The organism is Enterobacter asburiae (assembly GCF_008080435.1).
In the GTDB taxonomy this organism is placed as follows: Bacteria; Pseudomonadota; Gammaproteobacteria; order Enterobacterales; family Enterobacteriaceae; genus Enterobacter; species Enterobacter asburiae_C.
Genome location: NZ_VRKN01000016.1, coordinates 28,902 through 51,331, shown reverse-complemented (window position 1 = coordinate 51,331; position 22,430 = coordinate 28,902). Strand labels below are relative to the sequence as shown.

The 22,430-nt window shown below is 55.5% G+C and carries 23 protein-coding genes; 9 read left to right on the top strand and 14 right to left on the bottom strand.

Features of this window, described 5'->3' with window-relative positions:
• Positions 1 to 53: 53 nt before the first annotated feature.
• On the top strand, positions 54 to 728 hold the full coding sequence (yiiM, locus tag FU672_RS20785; protein ID WP_410053335.1) for a 6-hydroxyaminopurine reductase: 675 nt from the start codon (positions 54 to 56) through the stop codon (positions 726 to 728).
• 55 nt (positions 729 to 783) lie between these two features.
• Here the strand turns inward: yiiM and cpxA are convergent, their stop codons facing one another.
• Together cpxA and cpxR are read right to left on the bottom strand one after the other, a co-directional pair.
• Positions 784 to 2,157: an envelope stress sensor histidine kinase CpxA gene (cpxA, locus tag FU672_RS20780; RefSeq protein ID WP_010436910.1), complete on the bottom strand. Its 1,374-nt coding sequence runs from the start codon at positions 2,155 to 2,157 to the stop codon at positions 784 to 786.
• Entirely contained in the window at positions 2,154 to 2,852 is a 699-nt protein-coding gene (gene cpxR / locus FU672_RS20775) for an envelope stress response regulator transcription factor CpxR (RefSeq protein ID WP_006179159.1), read from the bottom strand. Before cpxR ends, cpxA begins: the two co-directional genes overlap by 4 nt.
• Before the next feature lie 150 nt (positions 2,853 to 3,002).
• On the opposite strand from cpxR, the gene cpxP reads away from it, so the two are divergent.
• The 6 genes from cpxP to FU672_RS20745 all read left to right on the top strand — a co-directional run bounded on the left by cpxP (position 3,003) and on the right by FU672_RS20745 (position 9,143).
• On the top strand, positions 3,003 to 3,509 hold the full coding sequence (gene cpxP, locus FU672_RS20770; RefSeq protein WP_063144343.1) for a cell-envelope stress modulator CpxP: 507 nt from the start codon (positions 3,003 to 3,005) through the stop codon (positions 3,507 to 3,509).
• A 153-nt stretch (positions 3,510 to 3,662) separates the two neighbouring features.
• Positions 3,663 to 4,556, top strand: coding sequence for a CDF family cation-efflux transporter FieF (fieF, locus tag FU672_RS20765; RefSeq protein ID WP_148244653.1), 894 nt, complete (start codon positions 3,663 to 3,665; stop codon positions 4,554 to 4,556).
• Positions 4,557 to 4,730: 174 nt separating this feature from the next.
• Entirely contained in the window at positions 4,731 to 5,693 is a 963-nt protein-coding gene (pfkA, locus tag FU672_RS20760; RefSeq protein ID WP_134347562.1) for a 6-phosphofructokinase, read from the top strand.
• A 231-nt stretch (positions 5,694 to 5,924) separates the two neighbouring features.
• A complete protein-coding gene (locus tag FU672_RS20755; protein ID WP_148244652.1) occupies positions 5,925 to 6,914 on the top strand; it encodes a sulfate ABC transporter substrate-binding protein in 990 nt (329 codons plus the stop codon).
• Between the two features lie 107 nt (positions 6,915 to 7,021).
• On the top strand, positions 7,022 to 7,765 hold the full coding sequence (locus FU672_RS20750) for a CDP-diacylglycerol diphosphatase (RefSeq protein ID WP_148244651.1): 744 nt from the start codon (positions 7,022 to 7,024) through the stop codon (positions 7,763 to 7,765).
• Positions 7,766 to 7,838: 73 nt separating this feature from the next.
• The gene (locus FU672_RS20745; RefSeq protein ID WP_148244650.1) at positions 7,839 to 9,143 is read left to right on the top strand and encodes an SLC13 family permease; all 1,305 of its coding nucleotides are present in this window, start codon (positions 7,839 to 7,841) and stop codon (positions 9,141 to 9,143) included.
• Positions 9,144 to 9,191: 48 nt separating this feature from the next.
• On the opposite strand, the gene tpiA is transcribed toward FU672_RS20745, so the two are convergent.
• The gene (tpiA, locus tag FU672_RS20740; RefSeq protein WP_028018119.1) at positions 9,192 to 9,959 is read right to left on the bottom strand and encodes a triose-phosphate isomerase; all 768 of its coding nucleotides are present in this window, start codon (positions 9,957 to 9,959) and stop codon (positions 9,192 to 9,194) included.
• Between the two features lie 111 nt (positions 9,960 to 10,070).
• Positions 10,071 to 10,667, bottom strand: a complete 597-nt coding sequence (locus FU672_RS20735) for a DUF1454 family protein (RefSeq protein WP_148244649.1) — start codon at positions 10,665 to 10,667, stop codon at positions 10,071 to 10,073.
• Between the two features lie 112 nt (positions 10,668 to 10,779).
• Between FU672_RS20735 and FU672_RS20730 the strand changes: the two genes are divergently transcribed.
• Entirely contained in the window at positions 10,780 to 11,199 is a 420-nt protein-coding gene (locus tag FU672_RS20730; RefSeq protein WP_148244648.1) for a DUF805 domain-containing protein, read from the top strand.
• Here FU672_RS20730 and fpr read toward each other — a convergent pair whose 3' ends face one another.
• The 4 genes from fpr to FU672_RS20710 all read right to left on the bottom strand — a co-directional run bounded on the left by fpr (position 11,200) and on the right by FU672_RS20710 (position 15,555).
• Positions 11,200 to 11,946, bottom strand: coding sequence for a ferredoxin--NADP(+) reductase (gene fpr / locus FU672_RS20725; RefSeq protein WP_148244647.1), 747 nt, complete (start codon positions 11,944 to 11,946; stop codon positions 11,200 to 11,202). It abuts the gene before it with no gap.
• A 96-nt stretch (positions 11,947 to 12,042) separates the two neighbouring features.
• Positions 12,043 to 13,053, bottom strand: a complete 1,011-nt coding sequence (gene glpX / locus FU672_RS20720) for a class II fructose-bisphosphatase (protein WP_148244646.1) — start codon at positions 13,051 to 13,053, stop codon at positions 12,043 to 12,045.
• 126 nt (positions 13,054 to 13,179) lie between these two features.
• Positions 13,180 to 14,688, bottom strand: a complete 1,509-nt coding sequence (gene glpK / locus FU672_RS20715; RefSeq protein ID WP_148244645.1) for a glycerol kinase GlpK — start codon at positions 14,686 to 14,688, stop codon at positions 13,180 to 13,182.
• A 21-nt stretch (positions 14,689 to 14,709) separates the two neighbouring features.
• On the bottom strand, positions 14,710 to 15,555 hold the full coding sequence (locus tag FU672_RS20710) for an MIP/aquaporin family protein (protein ID WP_014885705.1): 846 nt from the start codon (positions 15,553 to 15,555) through the stop codon (positions 14,710 to 14,712).
• A gap of 399 nt (positions 15,556 to 15,954) precedes the next feature.
• On the opposite strand from FU672_RS20710, the gene zapB reads away from it, so the two are divergent.
• On the top strand, positions 15,955 to 16,194 hold the full coding sequence (gene zapB / locus FU672_RS20705) for a septal ring assembly protein ZapB (protein ID WP_010436935.1): 240 nt from the start codon (positions 15,955 to 15,957) through the stop codon (positions 16,192 to 16,194).
• 476 nt (positions 16,195 to 16,670) lie between these two features.
• On the opposite strand, the gene rraA is transcribed toward zapB, so the two are convergent.
• The 6 genes from rraA to cytR all read right to left on the bottom strand — a co-directional run bounded on the left by rraA (position 16,671) and on the right by cytR (position 22,321).
• Positions 16,671 to 17,156, bottom strand: coding sequence for a ribonuclease E activity regulator RraA (gene rraA / locus FU672_RS20695; RefSeq protein WP_148244643.1), 486 nt, complete (start codon positions 17,154 to 17,156; stop codon positions 16,671 to 16,673).
• A gap of 92 nt (positions 17,157 to 17,248) precedes the next feature.
• Positions 17,249 to 18,169 (bottom strand): 1,4-dihydroxy-2-naphthoate polyprenyltransferase, encoded by a 921-nt coding sequence (menA, locus tag FU672_RS20690; RefSeq protein ID WP_148244642.1) that lies wholly within the window; start codon positions 18,167 to 18,169, stop codon positions 17,249 to 17,251.
• Positions 18,170 to 18,237: 68 nt separating this feature from the next.
• Positions 18,238 to 19,572 carry an ATP-dependent protease ATPase subunit HslU gene (hslU, locus tag FU672_RS20685; protein ID WP_148244641.1) on the bottom strand — a complete coding sequence of 445 codons (1,335 nt, stop codon included), beginning with the start codon at positions 19,570 to 19,572 and terminating at the stop codon, positions 18,238 to 18,240.
• A 9-nt stretch (positions 19,573 to 19,581) separates the two neighbouring features.
• Positions 19,582 to 20,112 carry an ATP-dependent protease subunit HslV gene (gene hslV, locus FU672_RS20680; protein WP_008501802.1) on the bottom strand — a complete coding sequence of 177 codons (531 nt, stop codon included), beginning with the start codon at positions 20,110 to 20,112 and terminating at the stop codon, positions 19,582 to 19,584.
• Between the two features lie 94 nt (positions 20,113 to 20,206).
• Complete coding sequence (ftsN, locus tag FU672_RS20675; RefSeq protein WP_148244640.1) at positions 20,207 to 21,202, bottom strand: cell division protein FtsN; 996 nt, start codon at positions 21,200 to 21,202, stop codon at positions 20,207 to 20,209.
• 93 nt (positions 21,203 to 21,295) lie between these two features.
• Positions 21,296 to 22,321, bottom strand: coding sequence for a DNA-binding transcriptional regulator CytR (gene cytR / locus FU672_RS20670; protein ID WP_023309683.1), 1,026 nt, complete (start codon positions 22,319 to 22,321; stop codon positions 21,296 to 21,298).
• Positions 22,322 to 22,430 lie beyond the last annotated feature (109 nt).

The window sequence follows — 22,430 nt, the reverse complement described above, 5'->3', positions numbered from 1 at the left end:
TGAGAAGCGAGTCTGATGACTCGCTTTTTTTGTATCTGCAGAAAGGAGCAGCGATGCATTATCCGGTGAATGTATTTACAGGCAAGGTAAGGGAGTACGACGGCAGCCGCCCGAGTGCCATCGCCAAAATTCAGGTCGACGGTGAGCTGACGTTAACCGACCTCGGGCTTGCGGGTGACGAGCAGGCCGAAAAGAAAATCCACGGCGGGCCTGATCGCGCGCTGTGCCACTACCCGCGCGAACACTATCAGTACTGGAAAACCGAGTTCCCCGAGCAGGCGGACCTCTTCGTCGCTCCCGCGTTTGGCGAGAATCTCTCTACCGAAGGGCTCACCGAAAAGAACGTGTTTATAGGTGATATCTACCGCTGGGGCGATGCCCTGATTCAGGTGACGCAGCCACGCTCGCCGTGCTTCAAGCTCAACTTCCACTTCGGTATTCAGGATATGTCTGCCCAGCTGCAAACAGCAGGCAAAACCGGCTGGCTGTACCGCGTGGTGCTGGCAGGGCAGGTTTCAGCGGACGCCCCGCTTGAGCTGGCATCACGCCTGAGTGATGTGTCTATTTATGACGCCTGCGCCATTGCCTGGCATATGCCGTTTGATGACGAGCAGTATCACCGCCTGCTGTCGGCGGCGGGGTTATCGACCAGCTGGACGAGAACGATGCAGAAGCGGCGTTTAAGCAGCAAGATCGAGGATAATTCGCGGAGATTGTGGGGGAAGTAACTGCCCCTCACCCTAACCCTCTCCCCAAAGGGGAGAGGGGCGGGGTGAGGGGAAACTACGAACGCTTATACAACGGTAGCCACAGCGTTAACCGTAGTCCACCCAGCGGGCTGTCGTCGGCTTTAACCCAGCCGCGGTGCTGCTGCATGGCGGTTTCAACAATCGCCAGACCCAGCCCCGTGCCACCCGATTCCCGGTCGCGCGCTTCGTCGGTACGGTAGAACGGACGGAAAATCTGCTCGCGGTCTTCCGGGCTGACTCCAGGACCGTCGTCGTCCACGATGATGGTGATCCCGTCTTTATCCACCGAGAACGCCACCTCAATCTTCGTATGTGAGTAGCGCAGGGCGTTACGCACGATGTTCTCCAGCGCGCTTTCCAGCGTGTTGGGGTTACCGTACAGCGGCCACGGGCCCGGCGGAAAGTTGACGGTGAAGGATTTACCCATCTGTTCCGCTTCGAACGCCGCGTTATCCAGCACTTCATGCCAGAGATGATTCGCTTTCACCGTTTCGCTGACCAGCGCATTTTTCTGCTGATTGCGCGACATGACCAGCAGGTCGTTGATCATGCTGTCCAGGCGGTGAGCTTCCGTTTCAATACGCTCCAGCTCTTTGCTCTCACCGCTGCGGCGGCGCAGCAGCGCGGTGCCAAGCTGCAAGCGCGTAAGCGGGGTACGCAGCTCGTGCGAGATATCCGACAGCAGACGTTGCTGTGCGGTCATCATGCGATCGAGAGCGCTCACCATCTGGTTAAAACTGGTTCCGGCGGCAAGGAACTCCTGCGGTCCGGCTTCCAGTTCAGGGTGTTGTCGCAGGTTACCCTGCGCCACTTCATCGGCAGCATTCTTCAGCTTACGTGCTGGTTTTGCCAGGCTCCACGCCAGCCATAACAGCAGCGGCGAGCTGACCAGCATGGTGACAATCAGCAGCAGGAGAGGGCGGTCAAACAGCAGGTTGATAAAATCAGACTGGGAGTTGCTCGCCGGACGGATCAGGTAGAGCTGATAATTATCCTCTCCGTCTCTGACGGAGAAAGGCCCCACCATCTCTACGCGGCCATATTTCTTCTTCTGGGGATGGTCGGCGTTATCCGCCTGGCCAATGAAGTTGCGGATAATCTGCATTTCATTGCGATCGGCCCCAATGACGCGGCCTTCGCTGGTCACCAGCAGCAGGCGTTGTCCGGGCGGCGCCCACTTGTCGATAGCGCGAAACAGCCTTCGCCACCACATTAAATCGTTCGGCGGATCGTTTGCCAGCTCGGCTTCCACGTGCTGCTCGATCATCACGCCCTGACGTTGCTCGCTGTCGAGAAGCTCCGTCATCTGGCGTGAGTCGAGTTTTGGCAACATCAGTACGAGCATTAAAACCAGTGCCAGCGTCAGCCAGAAGATGGCGAAGATGCGGGCGGTTAAGCTTCCTATCATGAAGCGGAAACCATCAGATAACCGCGACCACGCAGGGTTTTAAACCATGGATGACCGTCTTTACGCTCCGGCAACTTACGGCGCAGGTTAGAGATGTGCATATCGATGGCGCGGTCAAACGGGGTCAGACGTTTGCCCAGCACTTCCTGACTTAGATGCTCACGCGATACCACCTGGCCGAGGTGCTGCGCCAGCAGATACAGCAGGGTGAACTCCGTGCCGGTCAGTTCCAGCGTCTGGCCATCAAAGCTCGCTTCCTGACGGCCCGGGTTCAGGCTCAGGGAGTCGACTTCAAGGGTGGGTGAGCTGTTGTCGGTATTTTGCTGCTGCTCGCTCCAGTGGGAACGACGCAGGATAGCGCGAATACGGGCAACCAGTTCACGGTCGTTAAACGGCTTCGGTAAATAGTCATCCGCGCCCAGCTCAAGGCCGAGTACGCGGTCAAGTTCGCTGCCGCGCGCGGTCAGCATAATAACGGGAGTCTGGTGTGTCTGGCGAAGCTCTTTCAACGTATCAATGCCGTTTTTCTTCGGCATCATCACGTCGAGCAAAAGTAAATCGATGCTGTCGTCAAGGAGACTCAGCGCCTGCTCGCCATCATGGGCAACCAGGACATTGAAACCTTCCATGTCGAGCAACTCCTTTAAAAGGGATGTGAGCTCTCGGTCATCATCAACTAACAGGATTTTATTCATTGTTTAAATACCTCCGAGGCAGAAATTACGACATCAAGGCTGTCTAATCCATGACTTTACGTTGTTTTACACCCCCTGACGCATGTTTGCAGCCTGAATCGTAGACTGTCTCTCGTTGAATCGCGACACGAAAGATTTTGGGAGCAAGTGATGCGCAAAGTTACCGCTGCCGTCATGGCCTCAACGCTGGCGTTCAGTGCGTTTAGCCAGGCTGCTGTAGCTATTATCAGCGATAACAGTCCCTTACAAGAGGGCGCAACGCAGAACAGCAGCCAAAGCCATATGTTTGACGGCATTAGTTTAACCGAACATCAGCGTCAACAGATGCGAGATCTGATGCAGAGGGCACGACACGACCAGCCCCCTGTTAATGTTAGCGAAATGGAGACAATGCATCGCCTTGTCACCGCAGAAAATTTTGACGAAAGCGCTGTACGCGCTCAGGCCGAAAAAATGGCACAGGAACAGGTTGCCCGCCAGGTAGAGATGGCGAAGGTCCGCAACCAGATGTTCCACCTGCTAACGCCCGAGCAGCAAGCGGTTTTGAACACCAGACATCAGCAGCGAATGGACCAGCTGCGTGAGGTTGCACGGATGCAGCGAAGCTCAGAAACGACGTTTTTCAGTAGCAATAGCAGTACCCGTAGTAACCAGTAAACCCTGTTTTCCTTGCCATAGACACCATCCCTGTCTTCCCCCACATGATGTGGGGTTTTTTTTTGCCTGTCATTCTCTTTTGTTAACCGTTTATTCATCCTTCGACTCCCCATGCTTCCGTTATAATAGCGGCATGACATGACAGGAGCGTTTATGAATCAATCCTATGGAAGACTGGTAAGCCGGGCCGCAATGGCCGCGACGGTAATGGCGTCGTGTTTGCTGGTCATCAAGGTTTTCGCGTGGTGGTATACCGGATCGGTCAGTATTCTGGCGGCGCTGGTGGACTCGCTGGTGGATATTGCCGCCTCGCTGACCAACCTGCTGGTAGTGCGTTATTCGCTGCAGCCAGCGGATGAAGAGCACACGTTTGGGCACGGCAAAGCGGAGTCGCTGGCCGCGCTGGCGCAAAGTATGTTCATTTCCGGTTCTGCGCTTTTCCTGTTTTTAACCGGCATTCAGCATCTCGTCTCGCCGACACCGATGAACGATCCCGGCGTGGGCGTGATTGTGACGATCGTTGCGCTTATATGCACACTTGTTCTGGTAACGTTCCAGCGCTGGGTTGTTCGCAAAACGCAAAGTCAGGCTGTACGGGCAGATATGCTTCATTATCAATCTGATGTTATGATGAATGGGGCTATTCTTATTGCGCTCGGTCTGGCCTGGTATGGCTGGCATCGGGCCGATGCGTTGTTTGCGTTAGGGATTGGTATCTATATTTTATATAGCGCCCTGCGGATGGGGTATGAAGCGGTGCAATCACTGCTTGACCGCGCCCTCCCGGACTCAGAACGTAATGAAATTTTTTCTATCGTGACCTCATGGCCCGGCGTCAGCGGTGCACACGATCTTCGAACGCGGCAGTCAGGGCCGACCCGCTTTATTCAGATTCACATTGAAATGGAAGACAACCTGCCACTGGTACAGGCTCACGTTATTGCTGAGCAGGTCGAGCAGGCGATTTTGCAGCGTTTTCCTGGTTCAGACGTCATCATTCACCAGGATCCCTGCTCGGTTGTACCCGGTCATGTTGGGCTTTCGTAATTCGTTGTAAAAAAGTGAGCCAGGCCAGCATTTTGTGTATAAATTACCGCCATTTGGTCTGACCTGAATCAATTCAGCTGGAAGGGATTGATATACTATTTGCAGTATTCGTTGGTCGATAAGTTTCTTCCGGCAACAGATTTCAATTTTGCATTCCTAAGTTCAGAGGTAGTCATGATTAAGAAAATCGGTGTGTTGACAAGCGGCGGTGATGCGCCGGGCATGAACGCGGCAATTCGTGGTGTTGTCCGTGCAGCGCTGACGGAAGGTCTGGAAGTTTTTGGCGTTTATGACGGTTATCTGGGCCTGTATGAAGATCGTATGGTTCAGCTCGACCGTTACAGCGTGTCTGACATGATCAACCGTGGCGGTACTTTCCTCGGTTCTGCGCGCTTCCCGGAATTCCGTGATGAACACGTTCGTGAAGTGGCTATCGAAAACATGAAGAAACGCGGCCTGGACGCCCTGGTGGTTATCGGTGGTGACGGCTCCTACATGGGTGCAAAACGTCTGACCGAAATGGGTTTCCCGTGCATCGGCCTGCCAGGCACCATCGACAACGACATCAAAGGTACTGACTACACTATCGGCTTCTTTACTGCGCTGGGTACCGTTGTTGAAGCGATTGACCGTCTGCGTGACACCTCGTCTTCTCACCAGCGTATCTCTATCGTTGAAGTGATGGGCCGTTACTGCGGTGACCTGACGCTGGCGGCAGCCATTGCGGGCGGTTGCGAATTTATCGTCGTGCCAGAAGTCGAATTTAGTCGTGAAGATCTGGTGGCTGAAATCAAAGCGGGCATCGCGAAAGGTAAAAAACACGCGATCGTGGCTATCACCGAGCACATCTGTGACGTTGACGAGCTGGCGAAGTACATCGAAGCCGAAACCAAACGCGAAACCCGCGCGACCGTACTGGGTCACATCCAGCGTGGTGGTTCCCCTGGTCCTTACGACCGTATCCTGGCGTCCCGTATGGGCGCGTACGCTATCGATCTGCTGTTGCAGGGTCACGGCGGCCGCTGCGTCGGTATTCAGAACGAAAAACTGGTTCACCATGACATCATCGACGCCATTGAAAGCATGAAGCGTCCGTTCAAAGGTGACTGGCTGGACTGCGCGAAAAAATTGTACTGATCGGCTCTGTTGCCCGGTGGCGGCAAGGTAAATGCAAAACGGTAACCCTTGGGTTACCGTTTTTTATGGTTGCTCCCTCTCCCGTGGGAGAGGGTTGGGGTGAGGGCATCAGGCCGCTCATTCACTTCTTTTATTCCACTACGTTATAGCCAATCTTTTTTTATTCTTTAATCCTCGAATCGCTTTCTGGCACGCTGCATTCATCAAAACACTACACAAGAGAGCTGGGCGATGAATAAATGGGGCGTGGGTTTAACATTATTGCTGGCATCGACCAGCGTTCTGGCTAAGGACATCCAGTTACTGAACGTGTCATACGACCCGACGCGTGAACTGTACGAGCAATACAACAAAGCGTTTGCGGCACACTGGAAGCAGGAAACCGGTGACAATGTCGTGGTTCGCCAGTCTCACGGTGGTTCTGGCAAGCAGGCGACCTCCGTTATCAACGGTATTGAAGCCGATGTGGTGACCCTGGCGCTGGCCTACGATGTCGACGCGATCGCCGAGCGTGGCCGCATCGACAAAAACTGGATCAAACGCCTGCCGGATAACTCCGCGCCATACACCTCGACCATCGTCTTCCTGGTGCGTAAAGGCAACCCGAAACAAATTAAAGACTGGAACGACCTGATCAAACCGGGCGTTTCTGTGATTACCCCGAACCCGAAAAGCTCTGGCGGTGCTCGCTGGAACTACCTGGGCGCGTGGGGCTACGCGCTGCACCACAACAATGGCGACCAGGCCAAAGCGCAGGAATTCGTGAAAGCGCTGTATAAAAACGTTGAGGTGCTGGACTCCGGCGCGCGTGGCGCCACCAACACCTTTGTAGAGCGCGGGATTGGCGACGTGCTGATCGCATGGGAAAACGAAGCCCTGCTGGCGACCCACGAGCTGGGTAAAGACAAATTCGAGATCGTGACCCCAAGCGAATCGATTCTGGCTGAACCGACCGTCTCTGTGGTCGATAAAGTGGTTGAGAAGAAAGAGACCAACGCGGTGGCGGAAGCCTACCTGAAGTATCTCTATTCGCCAGAAGGCCAGGAAATTGCGGCGAAAAATTTCTATCGTCCACGCGATCCGGCCGTTGCGAAGAAATACGAAAGCGTATTCCCTAAACTGAAACTCTTCACCATTGATGACGAGTTCGGCGGCTGGACGAAAGCGCAGAAAGAGCACTTCTCTAACGGCGGTACTTTCGACCAGATCAGCCAGCGCTAACCATTAGCCAATGACACGGTGACCCGGCGTGAGAAATCCGCCGGGTTTTTTATTTGGTCATCATTTTGCGTTACTCTTTTGCCTCTATTGAAAACAGGGAACGCGTTGTGAAAAAAATTATCTTATTGATCCTCATTGTCATCGCCCTTGCCGCTGGCGGCTGGTACTGGATGAAGGCGGGTAATCCGAATGCGTTGCGACATATCGTTCTCGACCAGTGTGTGCCGAATCAGATCCAGAACCGTCACCCGGCGCCGTGTGCGCAGGTGAAAACGGATGCAGGCTATGTGGTGTTTAAAGATCGCAACGGGCCGCTGCAATACCTGCTGATGCCGACATATCGCATCAACGGTACCGAGAGCCCGTTGTTGACCGAAGCGCATACGCCGAACTTTTTCTGGCTGGCGTGGCAGTCGCGCAGCTTTATGACCCTGAAGCGTGGATCCGAGGTGCCTGACAGCGCCATTTCGCTGACGATTAACTCGCCGACAGGGCGCACGCAGAACCATTTTCATATTCATATCTCCTGTCTGCGCCCGGACGTGCGTGAGAAGCTCAACGCGGCACAGGGAGAAATCAGCACCCAGTGGCTGCCTCTTCCTGGGGGGCTGGAAGGACATGAGTATCTTGCTCGCCGGGTGACGGAGAATGAACTGGTGCAGCGCAGCCCGTTTATGATGCTGGCAGAAGAGCTGCCGGAGGCGCGCGACCATATGGGGCGCTTTGCCCTGGCGATGGCGCAGCAGTCGGACGGCTCGTTCGTTTTGCTGGCGACAGAGCGTAACCTGCTCATGCTTAACCGCGCGTCAGCAGAGGAATTACAGGATCATCAATGCACTATCCTGAAATAACCCCACCATAAATCGCGTTTACTCGGGCTGCCTGTCACCGTAGACTTGCTGAAAAATTCTACAGGAGACAGGTATGTCGCTCTGGTTAACGCATCCTCTGCTGCTGCCTTCATTGATTGTGGGCGTCACCATCGTGCTGTGGGCGACGTCGCTGTTGCCGGAATTTATCACCGCGCTGCTGTTCTTCACGGCGGCGATGACCGCCAGAATCGCCCCGCCTGAGACGATCTTCGGCGGTTTTGCCTCGTCGGCTTTCTGGCTGGTATTCAGCGGTTTTGTGCTCGGCGTGGCGATCCGTAAAACCGGACTGGCGGACAGGGCCGCCCGGGCACTGTCGGCAAAGCTCACCGACTCCTGGGTGTTGATGGTGGCGAGCGTGGTGCTGCTGAGCTATGCGCTGGCGTTTGTGATGCCGTCGAATATGGGACGTATTGCGCTGCTGATGCCGATTGTCGCGGCGATGGCAAAACGCGCCGGTATCGCCGACGGCTCCCGCGCCTGGTATGGTCTGGCGCTGGCCGTGGGGTTCGGGACTTTCCAGCTTTCGGCGACTATCCTGCCTGCTAACGTCCCTAATCTGGTGATGAGCGGTGCGGCGGAAGGCTCGTACGGCATCCATCTGAACTATGTCCCGTATCTGCTGCTGCACACGCCGGTACTGGGTATTCTCAAAGGCCTGATCCTGATTGGCCTGATCTGCTGGCTATTTCCCGGCAGCCCGAAACCGGCGAAGGAACAGGCGCCGTCTGAGCCTATGGGGCGGGACGAAAAGCGTCTCGCCTGGCTGCTGGCGGTGGTGCTGGGGATGTGGGTGACGGAGAGCTGGCACGGCGTAGGGCCCGCGTGGACGGGGCTGGCGGCGTCGGTCATTGTTATGCTGCCGCGCATTGGGTTCATTACCGGGGAAGAGTTTTCGGCGGGAGTGAATATGCGTACCTGTATTTACGTCGCGGGTATTCTTGGTCTGGCGATCGTCGTGACGCAAACGGGTATTGGTACGGCGGTGGGCGAGGCGTTGCTCCGCATTATGCCGCTGGATGCAGACAGACCATTCACCAGTTTCCTGGCGCTGACCGGTATTACCACAGCGCTCAACTTCATTATGACCGCCAACGGCGTTCCGGCGCTGTACACCACTCTGGCGCAGAGTTTTTCGGACGCGACCGGCTTCCCGTTGCTGTCAGTGATCATGATTCAGGTGCTGGGTTATTCCACGCCGCTGCTGCCGTATCAGGCGTCGCCGATCGTCGTGGCGATGGGTTTAGGAAAGGTGCCTGCAAAGGCGGGGATGGTGCTCTGTCTGGCGCTGGCGATAGCGACCTATCTGGTGCTGCTGCCGCTGGATTATCTGTGGTTTAGCGTGTTAGGGAAGTTGTAGGTTTTTTGTAGGGCGGGCAAGCGCAAGCGCCACCCGCCACAAAGGCAATTACGCCTGTTTAGCCGCTTCTGCCGCTTTAACGATCACCGCGAAAGCGTCAGCTTTCAGGGATGCACCGCCAACCAGCGCGCCATCGATGTCTGGCTGGGTGAACAGCTCAGCAGCGTTGGAGGCGTTTACGGAACCGCCGTACTGGATAATCACTTGCTCAGCGACTTTCGCGTCGGCTTTAGCAATGTGGTCACGGATGAATTTGTGAACCGCCTGAGCCTGCGCAGGGGTTGCAGATTTGCCGGTGCCGATCGCCCAGACTGGCTCGTAAGCGATTACCGCGCCTTCGAACGCTGCCGCGCCCTGGGTTTTCAGCACTGCGTCGATCTGACGTGCGCACACTTCTTCGGTTTTACCCGCTTCGTTTTCCGCTTCGGTTTCACCGATGCACAGAACCGGGGTCAGACCCTGCTCTTTCAGCACGGCGAATTTCTTCGCGATGAACTCATCGGATTCTTTGTGATAGGTGCGACGCTCGGAGTGGCCGATGATGATGTATTTCGCGCCGATATCTTTCAGCATTTCAGCGGAGGTTTCACCGGTGAACGCGCCAGACAGGTTAACGTCAACGTTCTGCGCGCCCAGAATGATGTGGCTGCCGTCAGCGGCGTGTTTAGCCAGATCCAGATACATATCCGGCGGAGCGATAGCAACCGCGCAGCCGGTCACGCCAGCCAGCTCTTTACGCAGGTTCGCAACCAGTTCGTTTACCATGTGGCGGCTGCCGTTCAGTTTCCAGTTACCCATCACTAAAGGATGTCGCATTTCAATTCTCCACGCTAAATAAGCGAATTAAGGAATATGGCCACCCTGTCGGGCAGCATGGTCTGTGAATCAGTATAGAGATTTTCCCTCGAAAGGCTTTGCTTTTTGTCATTAATTCGCCCCGCCGAGAGTGTCAGATAGTGCCAGCTTAATCGGTTCAACTGCGAAGGTCAGTCCTTTTTCGCCGTTGTCCGCCACAACATAGCGGATCGCGCCTTCGGTATCGGCGTAGTAACGCTTGTTTTTCCCGGCGGTAAGGAGTTTTTGCAGCTTTTGCTGACTTTGCTTTTTCGTCAGCGCAGGGGTAAAGGCCTGCAATACCGCGCTCATGTACTCCAGCGCTTTCGCCTTAGCGGCTTTCTGCTCTGGCCCTTGTATCGGCAGCCAGGTGATTTGCATGCTTTTGATTTTTAACGTACCGCGTTCCAGCGCCGTAGAGGCATACAAATTCTCGTTAATCTTGCTTGCCGCACGGGTCAGTGCAGGGGTATCGCGGGAGCCATCAATGGCGCGAAACTCATCCAGCGGCAGCGTGGGGTTGGCCTGATTGAAGGTTTCACGAAACTGGCTGATGGACTGATCGAACGACGGTGCGCCCGCCAGCAGATACGGTGCTGTGGTCGGGGCAGTGGTTTCGGCGGCGTGCAGGGGATAACCCACGCTGAGCAGCGCTAAACACAGGAAGAGAGAACGTGCCGAACTTTTCATCAACATTGCCCCTGGCCGTAAGTGCTCATGATTAAAACGATATCTGGTCGGCTTGTCAAAAGGTCACAACTCCAGGGTAAAATGCGCGCTATACGATAATAAGGAACCTTACATGACCATACAGCAGTGGCTGTTTTCGTTCAAAGGGCGTATTGGACGCCGTGATTTCTGGATCTGGATGGTGACGTGGATTGTCGCCATGCTGCTTCTGTTTTTCGTTGCTTACAATGCCTGGCTGAGCACGCAAACGGCGGCCTTCGCGCTGGTCTGCCTGCTATGGCCTACGGCGGCTGTTGTCGTAAAACGGCTGCACGATCGCGGCCGTTCCGGTGCGTGGGCATTTCTGATTATTCTGGCGTGGATGCTGGTGGCGGGGAACTGGGCGATGCTGCCGTCTATCCTGCCGTGGGTCGTGGGCAGGCTGCTGCCATCGATCATCTTCGTGATGATGATTGTCGATCTGGGCGCGTTTATCGGCACCCAGAGCGAGAATAAATACGGTAAAGATACCGTTGAGGTGAAATACCGCTGATCACCAGTAGTGTTCGGCGGTCATATGGCCCGGTCGGCGGCGAAGATGTTTCGTCATCTGCCGGGTATCCTTCAGAAGCTGCTGCGTGTCGCGCACCATCTGCGGGTTGCCACACAGCATGACGTGGCTGGTTTCAGCGTTCAACGGCAAACCTACTGCCTCTTCCAGAGCGCCACTCTCAATAAGCGCCGGTACGCGACCGGTAAGCGTTCCTGCTATGGTTTCGCGGCTGACCACCGTCTGAATCTTTAATTTCCCGCCGTACTGCTGTTCCAGCGCCTGCATCTGCGGCAAATAGCTCAGGTCTGCAGCGTAGCGCGCAGCGTGCACCAGCACGATGTTTTTAAAGCGCTCCAGATCTTTGCCGTACTGCAAAATAGAGAGATAAGGGCCGATGGCCGTACCGGTTGCCAGCATCCAGAGCGTGTCACAATCAGGGATCTCTTCGAGCACAAAGAAGCCTGCCGCTTCACTCACAATTTGCACGTCGTCGCCGGGCTTTAGGGCGGCAAGGCGCGGGCTGAGCTTACCGTCAGGAACGGTGACCAGATAGAACTCGAGATCCGGGTTATCAGGTGCGTTAACGTAAGAGTAGGCGCGCTGCACGCGCTCGCCGTCGACATCCAGTCCCAGCTTCGCAAATTGCCCGGCTTTAAACGGGTGGACGGGAGCATGTACGGTGAGACTAAATAGCGCATCGGTCCAGAACTGTACCTTTGTGACTTTACCTGTTACCCAGTCCGCCATGATCTTCTCCTGTGCTGTTTCTCTGTTCTATCTTCCGTACTTGTGGTGACAATTTCCAGCCCGTCAGGGCCGGAAAGCTCTATCGATCAAACGGTTTTACAGAATATGCGTCTGCACGTCCGGGTCTTTGCGGTCGAGATAGTGGATAGACTGAATGCGGCGAATGGTGCGTGATTTACCGCGGATCAGCAGCGTTTCAGTGGTGGCCATATTACCCTTGCGGGTGATGCCGTCCAGCAGATCGCCTTTGGTGATGCCGGTCGCCGAGAAGATAACATTATCGCTACGCGCCATCTCGTCCAGAGCCAGCACTTTATTGGCCTCGATGCCCATCGCTTCGCAGCGTGCCAGCTCGTTTTCCCCGATACGACGGTTCTCTTCGCTGTCGCCTTTCACCTCATGGCGGGGCAGCAGACGGGCCTGCATATCGCCATCCAGCGCGCGGATCACTGCCGCGGAAACTACACCTTCCGGCGCGCCGCCGATGCCGTACAGCACGTCCACTTCGCTGTCCGGCATGCAGGTCAGGATCGAGGCGGCAACGTCACCGTCAGGGATAGCAAACACGCGCACGCCGAGCTTTTGCATCTGCGCGATGGTAGCGTCGTGGCGCGGTTTTGCCAGAATAGTCACGGTGAGTTCGCTAAGGGCCTTGCCCAGGGCTTTGGCGATGTTGCGCAGGTTCTCTTCCAGCGGCAGGCTCAGGTCGATTGCGCCTTTCGCGCCAGGACCGACAATCAGCTTTTCCATGTACATATCCGGCGCGTTGAGGAAGCAGCCCTTATCGCCCACGGCCAGCACCGCTAAGGCATTGGCCTGACCCATCGCCGTCATGCGGGTGCCTTCGATTGGGTCAACGGCGATATCCACTGCATCGCCTTTGCCGGTACCGACTTTTTCACCGATATAGAGCATTGGCGCTTCGTCGATTTCGCCTTCGCCGATCACGATTGTGCCGTCGATGTTGACCTGGTTAAGCACAATGCGCATGGCATGGACGGCGGCACCGTCTGCGGTATTTTTGTCGCCACGGCCCAGCCATTTATATCCTGCGAGGGCAGCTGCTTCGGTGACGCGGGAAAACTCGATAGCAAGTTCACGTTTCATGAGGTACTCGTGCAATCAAAAGGAATTGCACGAAGTTTATCACAGAGTGGGGAGGGGTGAGGGGACCGGTGCAGTCGGAGCCCCTCACCCTAACCCTCTCCCCAGGGGAGAGGGGATTAAGGACAATTACTCTTCGTGATCTTCCCACGCCAGGGCGCGTTTCACCGCTTTTTTCCAGCCGCTGTAGCGGAAGTTACGCTCGGTGGTTTCGATGCCTGGGCGGAATTCGCGTTCAATAACTGCTTTTTCCTGCAGCTCGTCCAGGTTCTGCCAGAAGCCTACCGCCAGACCGGCAAGGTACGCTGCGCCCAGCGCCGTCACTTCACGCACTTCAGGGCGCTCAACGCGGGTGCCCAGAATATCGGACTGGAACTGCATCAGGAAGTTATTCGCTACCGCACCGCCGTCCACGCGCAGGGCATGCAGACGAATGCCGGAGTCAGCCTGCATCGCTTCCAGCACGTCGCGCGTCTGGTAGGCGATGGATTCCAGGGTGGCGCGAATGATGTGGTTAGAGTTCACACCGCGCGTCAGACCGAAAATCGCACCGCGTGCATACGGATCCCAGTACGGTGCGCCCAGACCGGTGAACGCAGGCACCACGTACACGCCGTTGGTGTCTTTCACTTTGGTCGCGAAGTACTCGGAATCGAACGCATCGCTGATCAGCTTCATCTCGTCGCGCAGCCACTGGATAGACGCGCCGGCCATAAACACCGCACCTTCCAGCGCATAGTTCACTTCGCCGCGCGGGCCGCAGGCGATGGTGGTCAGCAGACCGTTTTCTGATTTCACCGCTTTCTCGCCGGTGTTCATCAGCATAAAGCAGCCGGTGCCGTAGGTGTTCTTCGCCATCCCTTCTTTGACGCACAGCTGGCCGAACAGCGCCGCCTGCTGGTCACCGGCGATACCGGCGATAGGAATACGAGTACCGCCTTTACCGCCGATGTTGGTCTGACCGTACACTTCTGAAGACTTACGCACTTCAGGCAGCATCGCGCGCGGAATGTCCAGCGCGTCCAGCATCTTGTCATCCCACTCCAGGGTGTTGATATTGAACAGCATGGTACGCGAGGCGTTGGTGTAGTCGGTGACGTGAACGCGTCCCTGGGTCATTTTCCAGATAAGCCAGGTATCGACGGTACCGAACAGCAGCTCGCCGCGTTTAGCACGCTCGCGTGAACCTTCCACGTGGTCGAGGATCCATTTCACTTTGGTGCCGGAGAAATACGGGTCAATCACCAGGCCGGTTGCGCTACGGATGTAATCTTCCATTCCGTCGCGTTTCAGCTTTTCGCAGATTTCTGCGGTACGGCGGCACTGCCAGACAATGGCGTTGTAAATAGGCTTACCGGTTTCGCGCTCCCAGACGACAGTGGTCTCACGCTGGTTGGTAATACCGATGGCGGCAATTTCGTCGGAACTGATATCGGCTTTCGCCAGCACTTCGACCAGCGTGGAGCTCTGTGATGCCCAAATCTCCATCGGGTCGTGCTCCACCCAGCCTGGACGAGGATAAATTTGCTCAAATTCGCGCTGTGACACGCTGACGATGTTCGCGTCATGATCCATTACGACAGCGCGGGAGCTGGTAGTGCCCTGGTCGAGCGCAACGATATATTTTTTTTCGGTCATGGTATGTGTCCCGTAGTCAGATTACAGCGAAGCTTTTTGTTGTGCGGTAGAAGTCGTTTCCTTCTCCTCTTCCACACAGGTGTCGCACGGTAAGTGGCGACCAATTAATTTGCGGTAGCTAAACGCACCCAGCGCAGCCCCGACAACTGGCGCAAACAGCGGTACCAGGAAGTAAGGAATGTCTTTGCCACCGGTGAAGGCGACGTCGCCCCAGCCTGCGATAAAGGCGAAGGCTTTTGGTCCGATGTCACGTGCCGGGTTCATCGCGAATCCGGTCAGCGGGCCCATGGATGCGCCAATCACCGCAATCAGCAAACCAATCAGCAGGGGGGCCAGCGGGCCGCGCGGAATGCCGTTTCCGTCGTCGGTCAGCGCCAGGATAACGCCCATCAGAATAGCGGTAATCACCATTTCAACTGCGAACGCCTGCACAAAATTGATATGCGGGTTAGGGTAGGTTGAGAAGATGCCTGCCAGATCCAGACTTTCGACGCTGCCGCGTACCATATGATGCGTCTGTTCGAAGTCGATGAAAAGATTGTAATAAAGCCCGTAAACTAACGCCGCTGCGCAAAACGCGCCGGCAAACTGAGAAAGAATGAAAGGAACAACTTTGCGTCCGTCGAAGCACGCGAACAGCCACAGTGCGATTGTCACCGCCGGGTTAAGATGTGCACCGGAAACCCCTGCAGTCAGGTAGATGGCCATCGCCACGCCCAGACCCCAGATGATACTGATTTCCCACTGACCAAAACTGGCACCCGCCACTTTCAGTGCAGCGACACAGCCCACTCCGAAGAATATCAACAACCCGGTACCAAGGAACTCGGCAATGCACTGGCCTTTTAAGGTTGATGTCTGACTCATAATCGGAATCCTGAAGAAATTGATGTTTATTGTTAGCATGACCGCCCGTGACAGCCACGATGCCCTGTAGACATAGTGTTAATTTATCGTTAACGAGCAAAAACGAGAAATATCGAAATCAAAATGTGTGGTCTGCGTCAATAAAATGAGCGTTTTCGCGCCATAAAGCACATTTTTACATCAGTACAGGAATGTGAGCTGAATCATTTCATTAACGAATCAGTTAACAATTTAGGGGTATGTGACGCGAACGCACCAGGACCAGACCTAAAAGTGTTGCAAACCGCGATCTGCGCGGTGTGTCGCTGGACACAGAGCGCCGCGCTCCATACAATCGACGGTATATGTCGTGCGCGTTTATGTTAAAGCGTCGCCTTGCAATTCAGGAGAGGTAGCATCATGTCTTTAGAAGTGTTTGAGAAACTGGAATCGAAAGTACAGCAGGCGATTGACACCATCACCCTGCTGCAGATGGAAATTGAAGAGCTGAAAGAGAAGAACAACAGCCTGGCGCAGGAAGTTCAGAACGCTCAGCACGGCCGCGAAGAACTGGAGCGCGAAAACAACCAGCTGCGCGAACAGCAGAACGGCTGGCAGGATCGCCTGCAGGCGCTGCTGGGACGTATGGAAGAAGTTTGATTCCCATTGGGATGAACTGACCAGGCCGGGTAAGGCGAAGCCGCCACCCGGCTTTTTTTATGCCAGTTATAAAAAAGGCCGCCAGAGGCGGCCTTAACGCTACTTGTCCTGCGCTGTCATAGCAAAAGCAACGAACACCGCTCCACCGTTCACCACCGGTGATAAGTCGGTGGACACAAGCCTGGTTAAAGGCTGCTTTACGGTTGTGAGTACACCTTTCCCAGGACCGATGCCCATTTGCGAAATGGCGGAAATGGACGCAGCATCATAATGAGCAACAGCAGCGTAGTTAAGGTTTTCATAGATAATTAGGAATTTATAAAGGGTTGATGGGGTTACCTGAGGTTTGAACCAGGGTAAGATAAAAATCCTGGTTAAAGGTTGCAAAACTTCCCAACGGACCGCGAATCCCGAGGGACAAAAAAACCGCCACATTGCTGTTGGCGGTTTTTTTATGGTTCACGCTTACGGTTTTACTACTCGATATCCAGCGGATCTTCGGAAAGGATAATGCCGGTATTATCGGCGTAGAGATGGTCCCCGGAGAAGAAGGTCACGCCGCCGAAATTAACGCGCACGTCGCTTTCGCCGATGCCGTCACCCGCCGCCCCTACCGGTATGGCCGCGATGGCCTGAATCCCGATATCCAGGTCTTCAAGATCGTCCACCTGACGCACGGAACCGTACACCACAATCCCTTCCCACTCATTCTGGACGGCAATCCCGGCCAGTTCAGCATCAATTAATGCACGGCGTACGGAACCGCCGCCGTCGACCACAAGAACGCGGCCACGACCGTTCTGTTCGAGCAGATCGTACAGCAACCCGTTATCCTCGAAACATTTCACCGTGACGATTTGACCGCCAAACGACGGCCGTCCACCAAAGTTGGAGAACAGCGGTTCAACGACGTTGACATCTTCCTGGTAGATGTCACAAAGCTCGGAGGTATCGTATTTCATAGGTTTAACGCTCAGTTGCTGCGAATGTGTTCAGTATATCGTGCGAAACGCGTTGTTGGCAAAATCATCAATTGTTAATTGATATTTGTCAGCTAACTGAGCGTCTGGCTCAGGACAATCCCAATGACGAACAACAGGTTAGTCAGCAATGCACCTTTTACCGTGCGTTCCAGCATCGGCGGCATGGCGGACGGGCTGAGTTCACGTATCACAAAACGGGCCTGCTTAATCAGCAGCGGCGCGGCAAGCACAAACAGCCAGCCCCACAAGCTCTGCAGGGAAATCAGGTTAAACAGCGCCAGGCAAACCAGTGCGCCAATGAGCAGGCAGGCATGATAGCGGCGGGCATTGACCGGCCCCAGACGAACCGCCAGGGTGTTTTTGCCGTTCTCGCGATCGCTGTCGATGTCGCGCAGGTTGTTGATGTTGAGGACCGCCGTCGCCAGCAGACCGCAGGCGGTCGCGGGCAGGAACAGGGCAGGGATCACCGTATGCGCCTGCAGGTACCAGCTTCCCATCACGCTCAGCCAGCCGAAGAACACCAGTACGGAGATATCCCCGAGCCCAATATAACCGTAAGGGCGTGTGCCGACGGTATAGGTAATGGCCGCGATAATGGCCAACAACCCCAGCACCAGGAAGCCAATGAAATCGCTGGTGGTATTAGACGCCACCGTCACCAGCGCCAGGCCGGATACGCAGATCAGCACCACGGTGATAATCAGCGCGCGTTTCATCTGCGCCTGGGTAATCACCCCTTTCTGCATTCCGCGCAGTGGCCCTATGCGGTCCGGCTTGTCGCTGCCTTTTACCGCGTCGCCGTAGTCGTTGGCGAGATTGGAGAGGATTTGTAGCAGGCCGGCGGTAATCAATGCCAGCGCGGCGACCAGCGGATCGAAATAACCCTGCCACCAGGCAAGGGCGGTGCCGACGATAATCGCGGCAAAGGCCAGAGGAAGTGTTTTAGGGCGCAGACTTTCGAGCCACGCCTGAGTACGGCTGATGTCAGTCATAAGTATTTAGCCAATAAAAATGGGGGCATTAGCCCCCATTAAACGTGATGAGAATCCAGTAACCGCGATTATAGGATAAAACGGCTCAGATCTTCATCTGCCACTAACGCATCCAGGTGTTTACCCACATATTCTGCGTCAATGGTAATGGTTTGACCGTTAAGGTCACTCGCATCGTAAGAGATATCTTCCACCAGGCGTTCCAGCACGGTGTGCAGACGACGCGCACCGATGTTTTCGGTGGTTTCGTTGACCTGCCATGCGGCCTGGGCGATGCGTTTGATACCGTCTTCGGTGAACTCGATATTCACGCCTTCGGTCGCCATCAGCGCTTTGTACTGTACGGTCACAGAGGCGTTTGGTTCGGTCAGGATACGCTCGAAATCTTCGGTGGTCAGCGCCTGCAGCTCAACGCGGATAGGCAGACGCCCCTGCAGTTCGGGGATCAGATCCGACGGGCTGGCAACCTGGAACGCGCCTGAAGCGATAAACAGGATGTGGTCCGTTTTCACCATGCCGTGCTTGGTGGAGACGGTGCAGCCTTCAACCAGCGGCAGCAGGTCGCGCTGAACGCCTTCGCGGGACACATCCGGGCCGGAGCTGTTGCCGCCGCGCTTACAGATCTTGTCGATTTCGTCGATAAACACGATCCCGTGCTGCTCAACCGCGTCGATAGCGTCCTGCTTCAGCTCTTCCGGGTTCACCAGCTTCGCCGCTTCTTCTTCAATCAGCAGCTTCATCGCGTCTTTGATTTTCAGCTTACGTGCTTTCTGCTTCTGGCCGCCCAGGTTCTGGAACATAGACTGCAGCTGGCTGGTCATCTCTTCCATGCCCGGAGGTGCCATGATTTCCACACCCATTGGCGCGGCAGCGAGATCGATCTCAATCTCTTTGTCATCCAGCTGGCCTTCACGCAGTTTCTTGCGGAATGCCTGACGTGCCGCAGAAGGTTCCGCCTGCTGCTCTGCCTGGCCCCAGTTGTTTTTTGCCGGTGGGATCAGCACGTCGAGAATGCGCTCTTCAGCCATCTCTTCCGCGCGATAGCGGTTTTTCTCGATCGCCTGGACGCGCACCATCTTGATCGCCGAGTCGGTCAGATCGCGGATGATGGAGTCCACTTCTTTACCCACATAGCCCACTTCGGTGAACTTGGTGGCTTCAACTTTGATAAACGGTGCGTTAGCCAGCTTCGCCAGACGACGGGCGATTTCAGTTTTACCGACGCCGGTCGGGCCGATCATCAGAATGTTTTTCGGCGTCACTTCGTGGCGCAGCTCTTCGTCAAGCTGCATACGACGCCAGCGGTTACGCAGAGCGATAGCCACCGAACGCTTGGCGTTATCCTGGCCGATAATATGTTTGTTCAGTTCGCTGACAATTTCGCGTGGGGTCATTTCAGACATGGGAGATCCTTACGCTTTGGAGGTCAATTCTTCGATGGTGTGGTTGTGGTTGGTATAAATGCAGATATCACCTGCAATATCCAACGCCTTCACCGCGATATCACGCGCGTTCATGTCGGTATTTTCCAACAGCGCGCGGGCTGCAGCCTGGGCATAAGGGCCGCCAGAGCCGATGGCAATCAGGTCATTTTCCGGCTGAATCACGTCACCGTTACCGGTGATGATCAGCGAGGCGGTTTCATCGGCCACGGCCAGCAGCGCTTCGAGCTTGCGCAGCATGCGGTCGGTACGCCAGTCTTTCGCCAGCTCAACGGCAGCTTTCACCAGATGACCCTGGTGCATTTCCAGTTTGCGTTCAAACAGTTCAAACAGCGTAAAGGCGTCCGCCGTGCCGCCTGCAAAACCGGCGATCACTTTGTCGTTGTAGAGACGGCGCACTTTCTTCACGTTGCCTTTCATGACGGTATTACCCAGCGTGGCCTGGCCATCACCGGCGATTACCACATGGCCGTTACGGCGTACACTTACTATTGTTGTCACGAGCAGACCCCCTGGTTACAGAATCGGGAAACAGAAGCCCTGAGCCTGTGCTCAGGGCTGAATTAAATGATAGATGGGGGGGATTTTGGGGGTTTCAACCCCCGGAGGCGAGTCGAATGCAGTTTGTGTGGCCGGCCACTTTCAAACGCGAAATGGTGCCATCGGCATTTTCTTTGCCTTTAACCGGACCAATCACCACGCGGTTCCAGCCATTGTTGGTGGTAATACGTGAATCAAACCCTTCAAAGGCCAGCTGTGCGCGTACCGTTTCCGCCTGCTCGGCGCCTTTGAACGAACCGCACTGCACCATCCAGCGGCGTTCGTCTTTTTTCTCTGCCGTCTGCTTCGGCGCTTCGGTCTCTTTGGTGACCGGCGCGGCCTGCTGCGTTTTCGGCTGCTGCGCGGTGGTATGCGCTGGCGTCTGGAGCAGATCCTGATACGGCTGAGCCGCCTGTTTCTGCGGCTGAGTTTTCGGCTGCTGTTGGACCGGTTGAGACTGCACCGTACGCGTCTGCTGCTGGTATGGCTGTTCCGTTACCCGCGGCTGTGCTTTCGGCTGCTGCACCGGCTGGGTTTGCGCCCACTGCTGCTGCTGTTGCTGCTGAATCTGCTGTTGCGCCTGACGTCGCTGCAGCGTTTGCTGGCGCTGTGCCGGCGTCTGCTCATTCCACGGCACTTCGTTCAGCTGCGTAGGCTGCTGGCGCATATCGGCCTGCATTTGTGCCAGCAGCTGACGCTGTTCATCCGTCAGCTGATTCGCATTCTGCACTTCACCGCCCGCAGAAGGTTCGGTTGGCGCACGCACCCCAGGCTGACGGCTTTCCAGCTCTTTGATATAGCGCCAGCGCTCTTCAGGCTTCGGAGGAAGGCCATTTCCGGCAACTTTACTGGCCTGAAGCGCCTCAGACTCTTCTTTTTTATGGTGCGTGATAAAGTACAGGCCACCAATAAAGGCGACGACTACAGCCGCAGCAATAGCGACCATTGCTGGCGATACAGCAGGCAGGTTACGTTGCTTTTTCCTTGAGCTACTCTTTTTGCGTCGCGAAGGTGCCGGCTGGCCGCGACGTACATAATCTCGTTGTGCCACTATCGTTTCGCTGTATTTATTCGTTCGTCAGTCCGCCATGTTACTTAAGCGGCGGGGCTTTGACCAGATAAGGGTATCCGAAAGACGTTTACTTTAAGTCAATGCCTGGGTAGTTCCGCGGACAATCAGTTCGCAGTCCAGCAACCGCGAACCGCTGCTAACTGTTTGACCGTGAAGCTGATCCAGCAAAAGCAGCATCGCTTCGCGGCCGATTTGATAACGCGGCTGAGCGACCGTTGAGAGCGGCGGATCGCAAAATTCTGAAAGCGAAATATTATCGAATCCGATGATCGATAAATCTTTCGGTATCCGCAGGCCGCGGCGTTTGGCGTACGATAATGCGCCCAGCGCCATCACGTCGCTGTGACAAAATACGGCGGTTGGCGGTTCAGGCAGGTCCAGAAGTTTCTCCAGCGCTTGTCCACCCGCGGCGAAGGTAAAGTCACCGCGCGCAATGTAGTGCGGATCGACGGTGACGCCGGTACGGCGCAGCGCCTGAACGTAGCCCTGTAAGCGATAGTGACACAGCGGCATCTCTTCCGGCCCGGCAATACAACCAATGCGCTTATGCCCCAGCTCCTGGAGATAATTTACGGCGTTGAACGCGGCGGTGAGGTTATCAATATGGACCGTCGGCAGCTCCAGCTCTGGCGCAAACTCGTTGGCCATGACCATCGGCGGTAAATTACGCTGCTCTTCAATGCTGGCATCAAACGGCAGGCGAGAGCCAAGCAGCAGCATGCCGTCGATCTGCTTGGTGATAATGAGGTCGATGAAGGTTTTTTCCTGCTGGTTCTGGTGGGCGCAGTCGCCAATCAGCACCAGGTAACCCTGTTCCGCTGCGGTGACTTCAATACCGCGGATAATCTCGCTGAAGAAGGGATCGCAGATGTCCGGCACAATCACCAGAATGGTGCGCGACTCATTGCGTTTGACGTTACGCCCCATCGCCTGTGGGAAATAGCCCACTTCAAGCGCAGCCTGCTCCACCCGGTTACGGGTCGCCTGGGAGACTTTATCCGGGTTCATTAATGCGCGGGATACCGTTGCCGTAGAGACTTGTGCTTTCTGGGCAACGTCTTTCATGGTCGCCGGTGCAACCTCTTTCCTGGACTTCAACGTCTTCTCCTCGCCTGAACACCGAACTTCTGACATCACCATTTTTACAGATAGTTAATGGAATCGGTTACAGAATTTTCATAAAAAGTGTGAGGAGCGTTAAATTTTT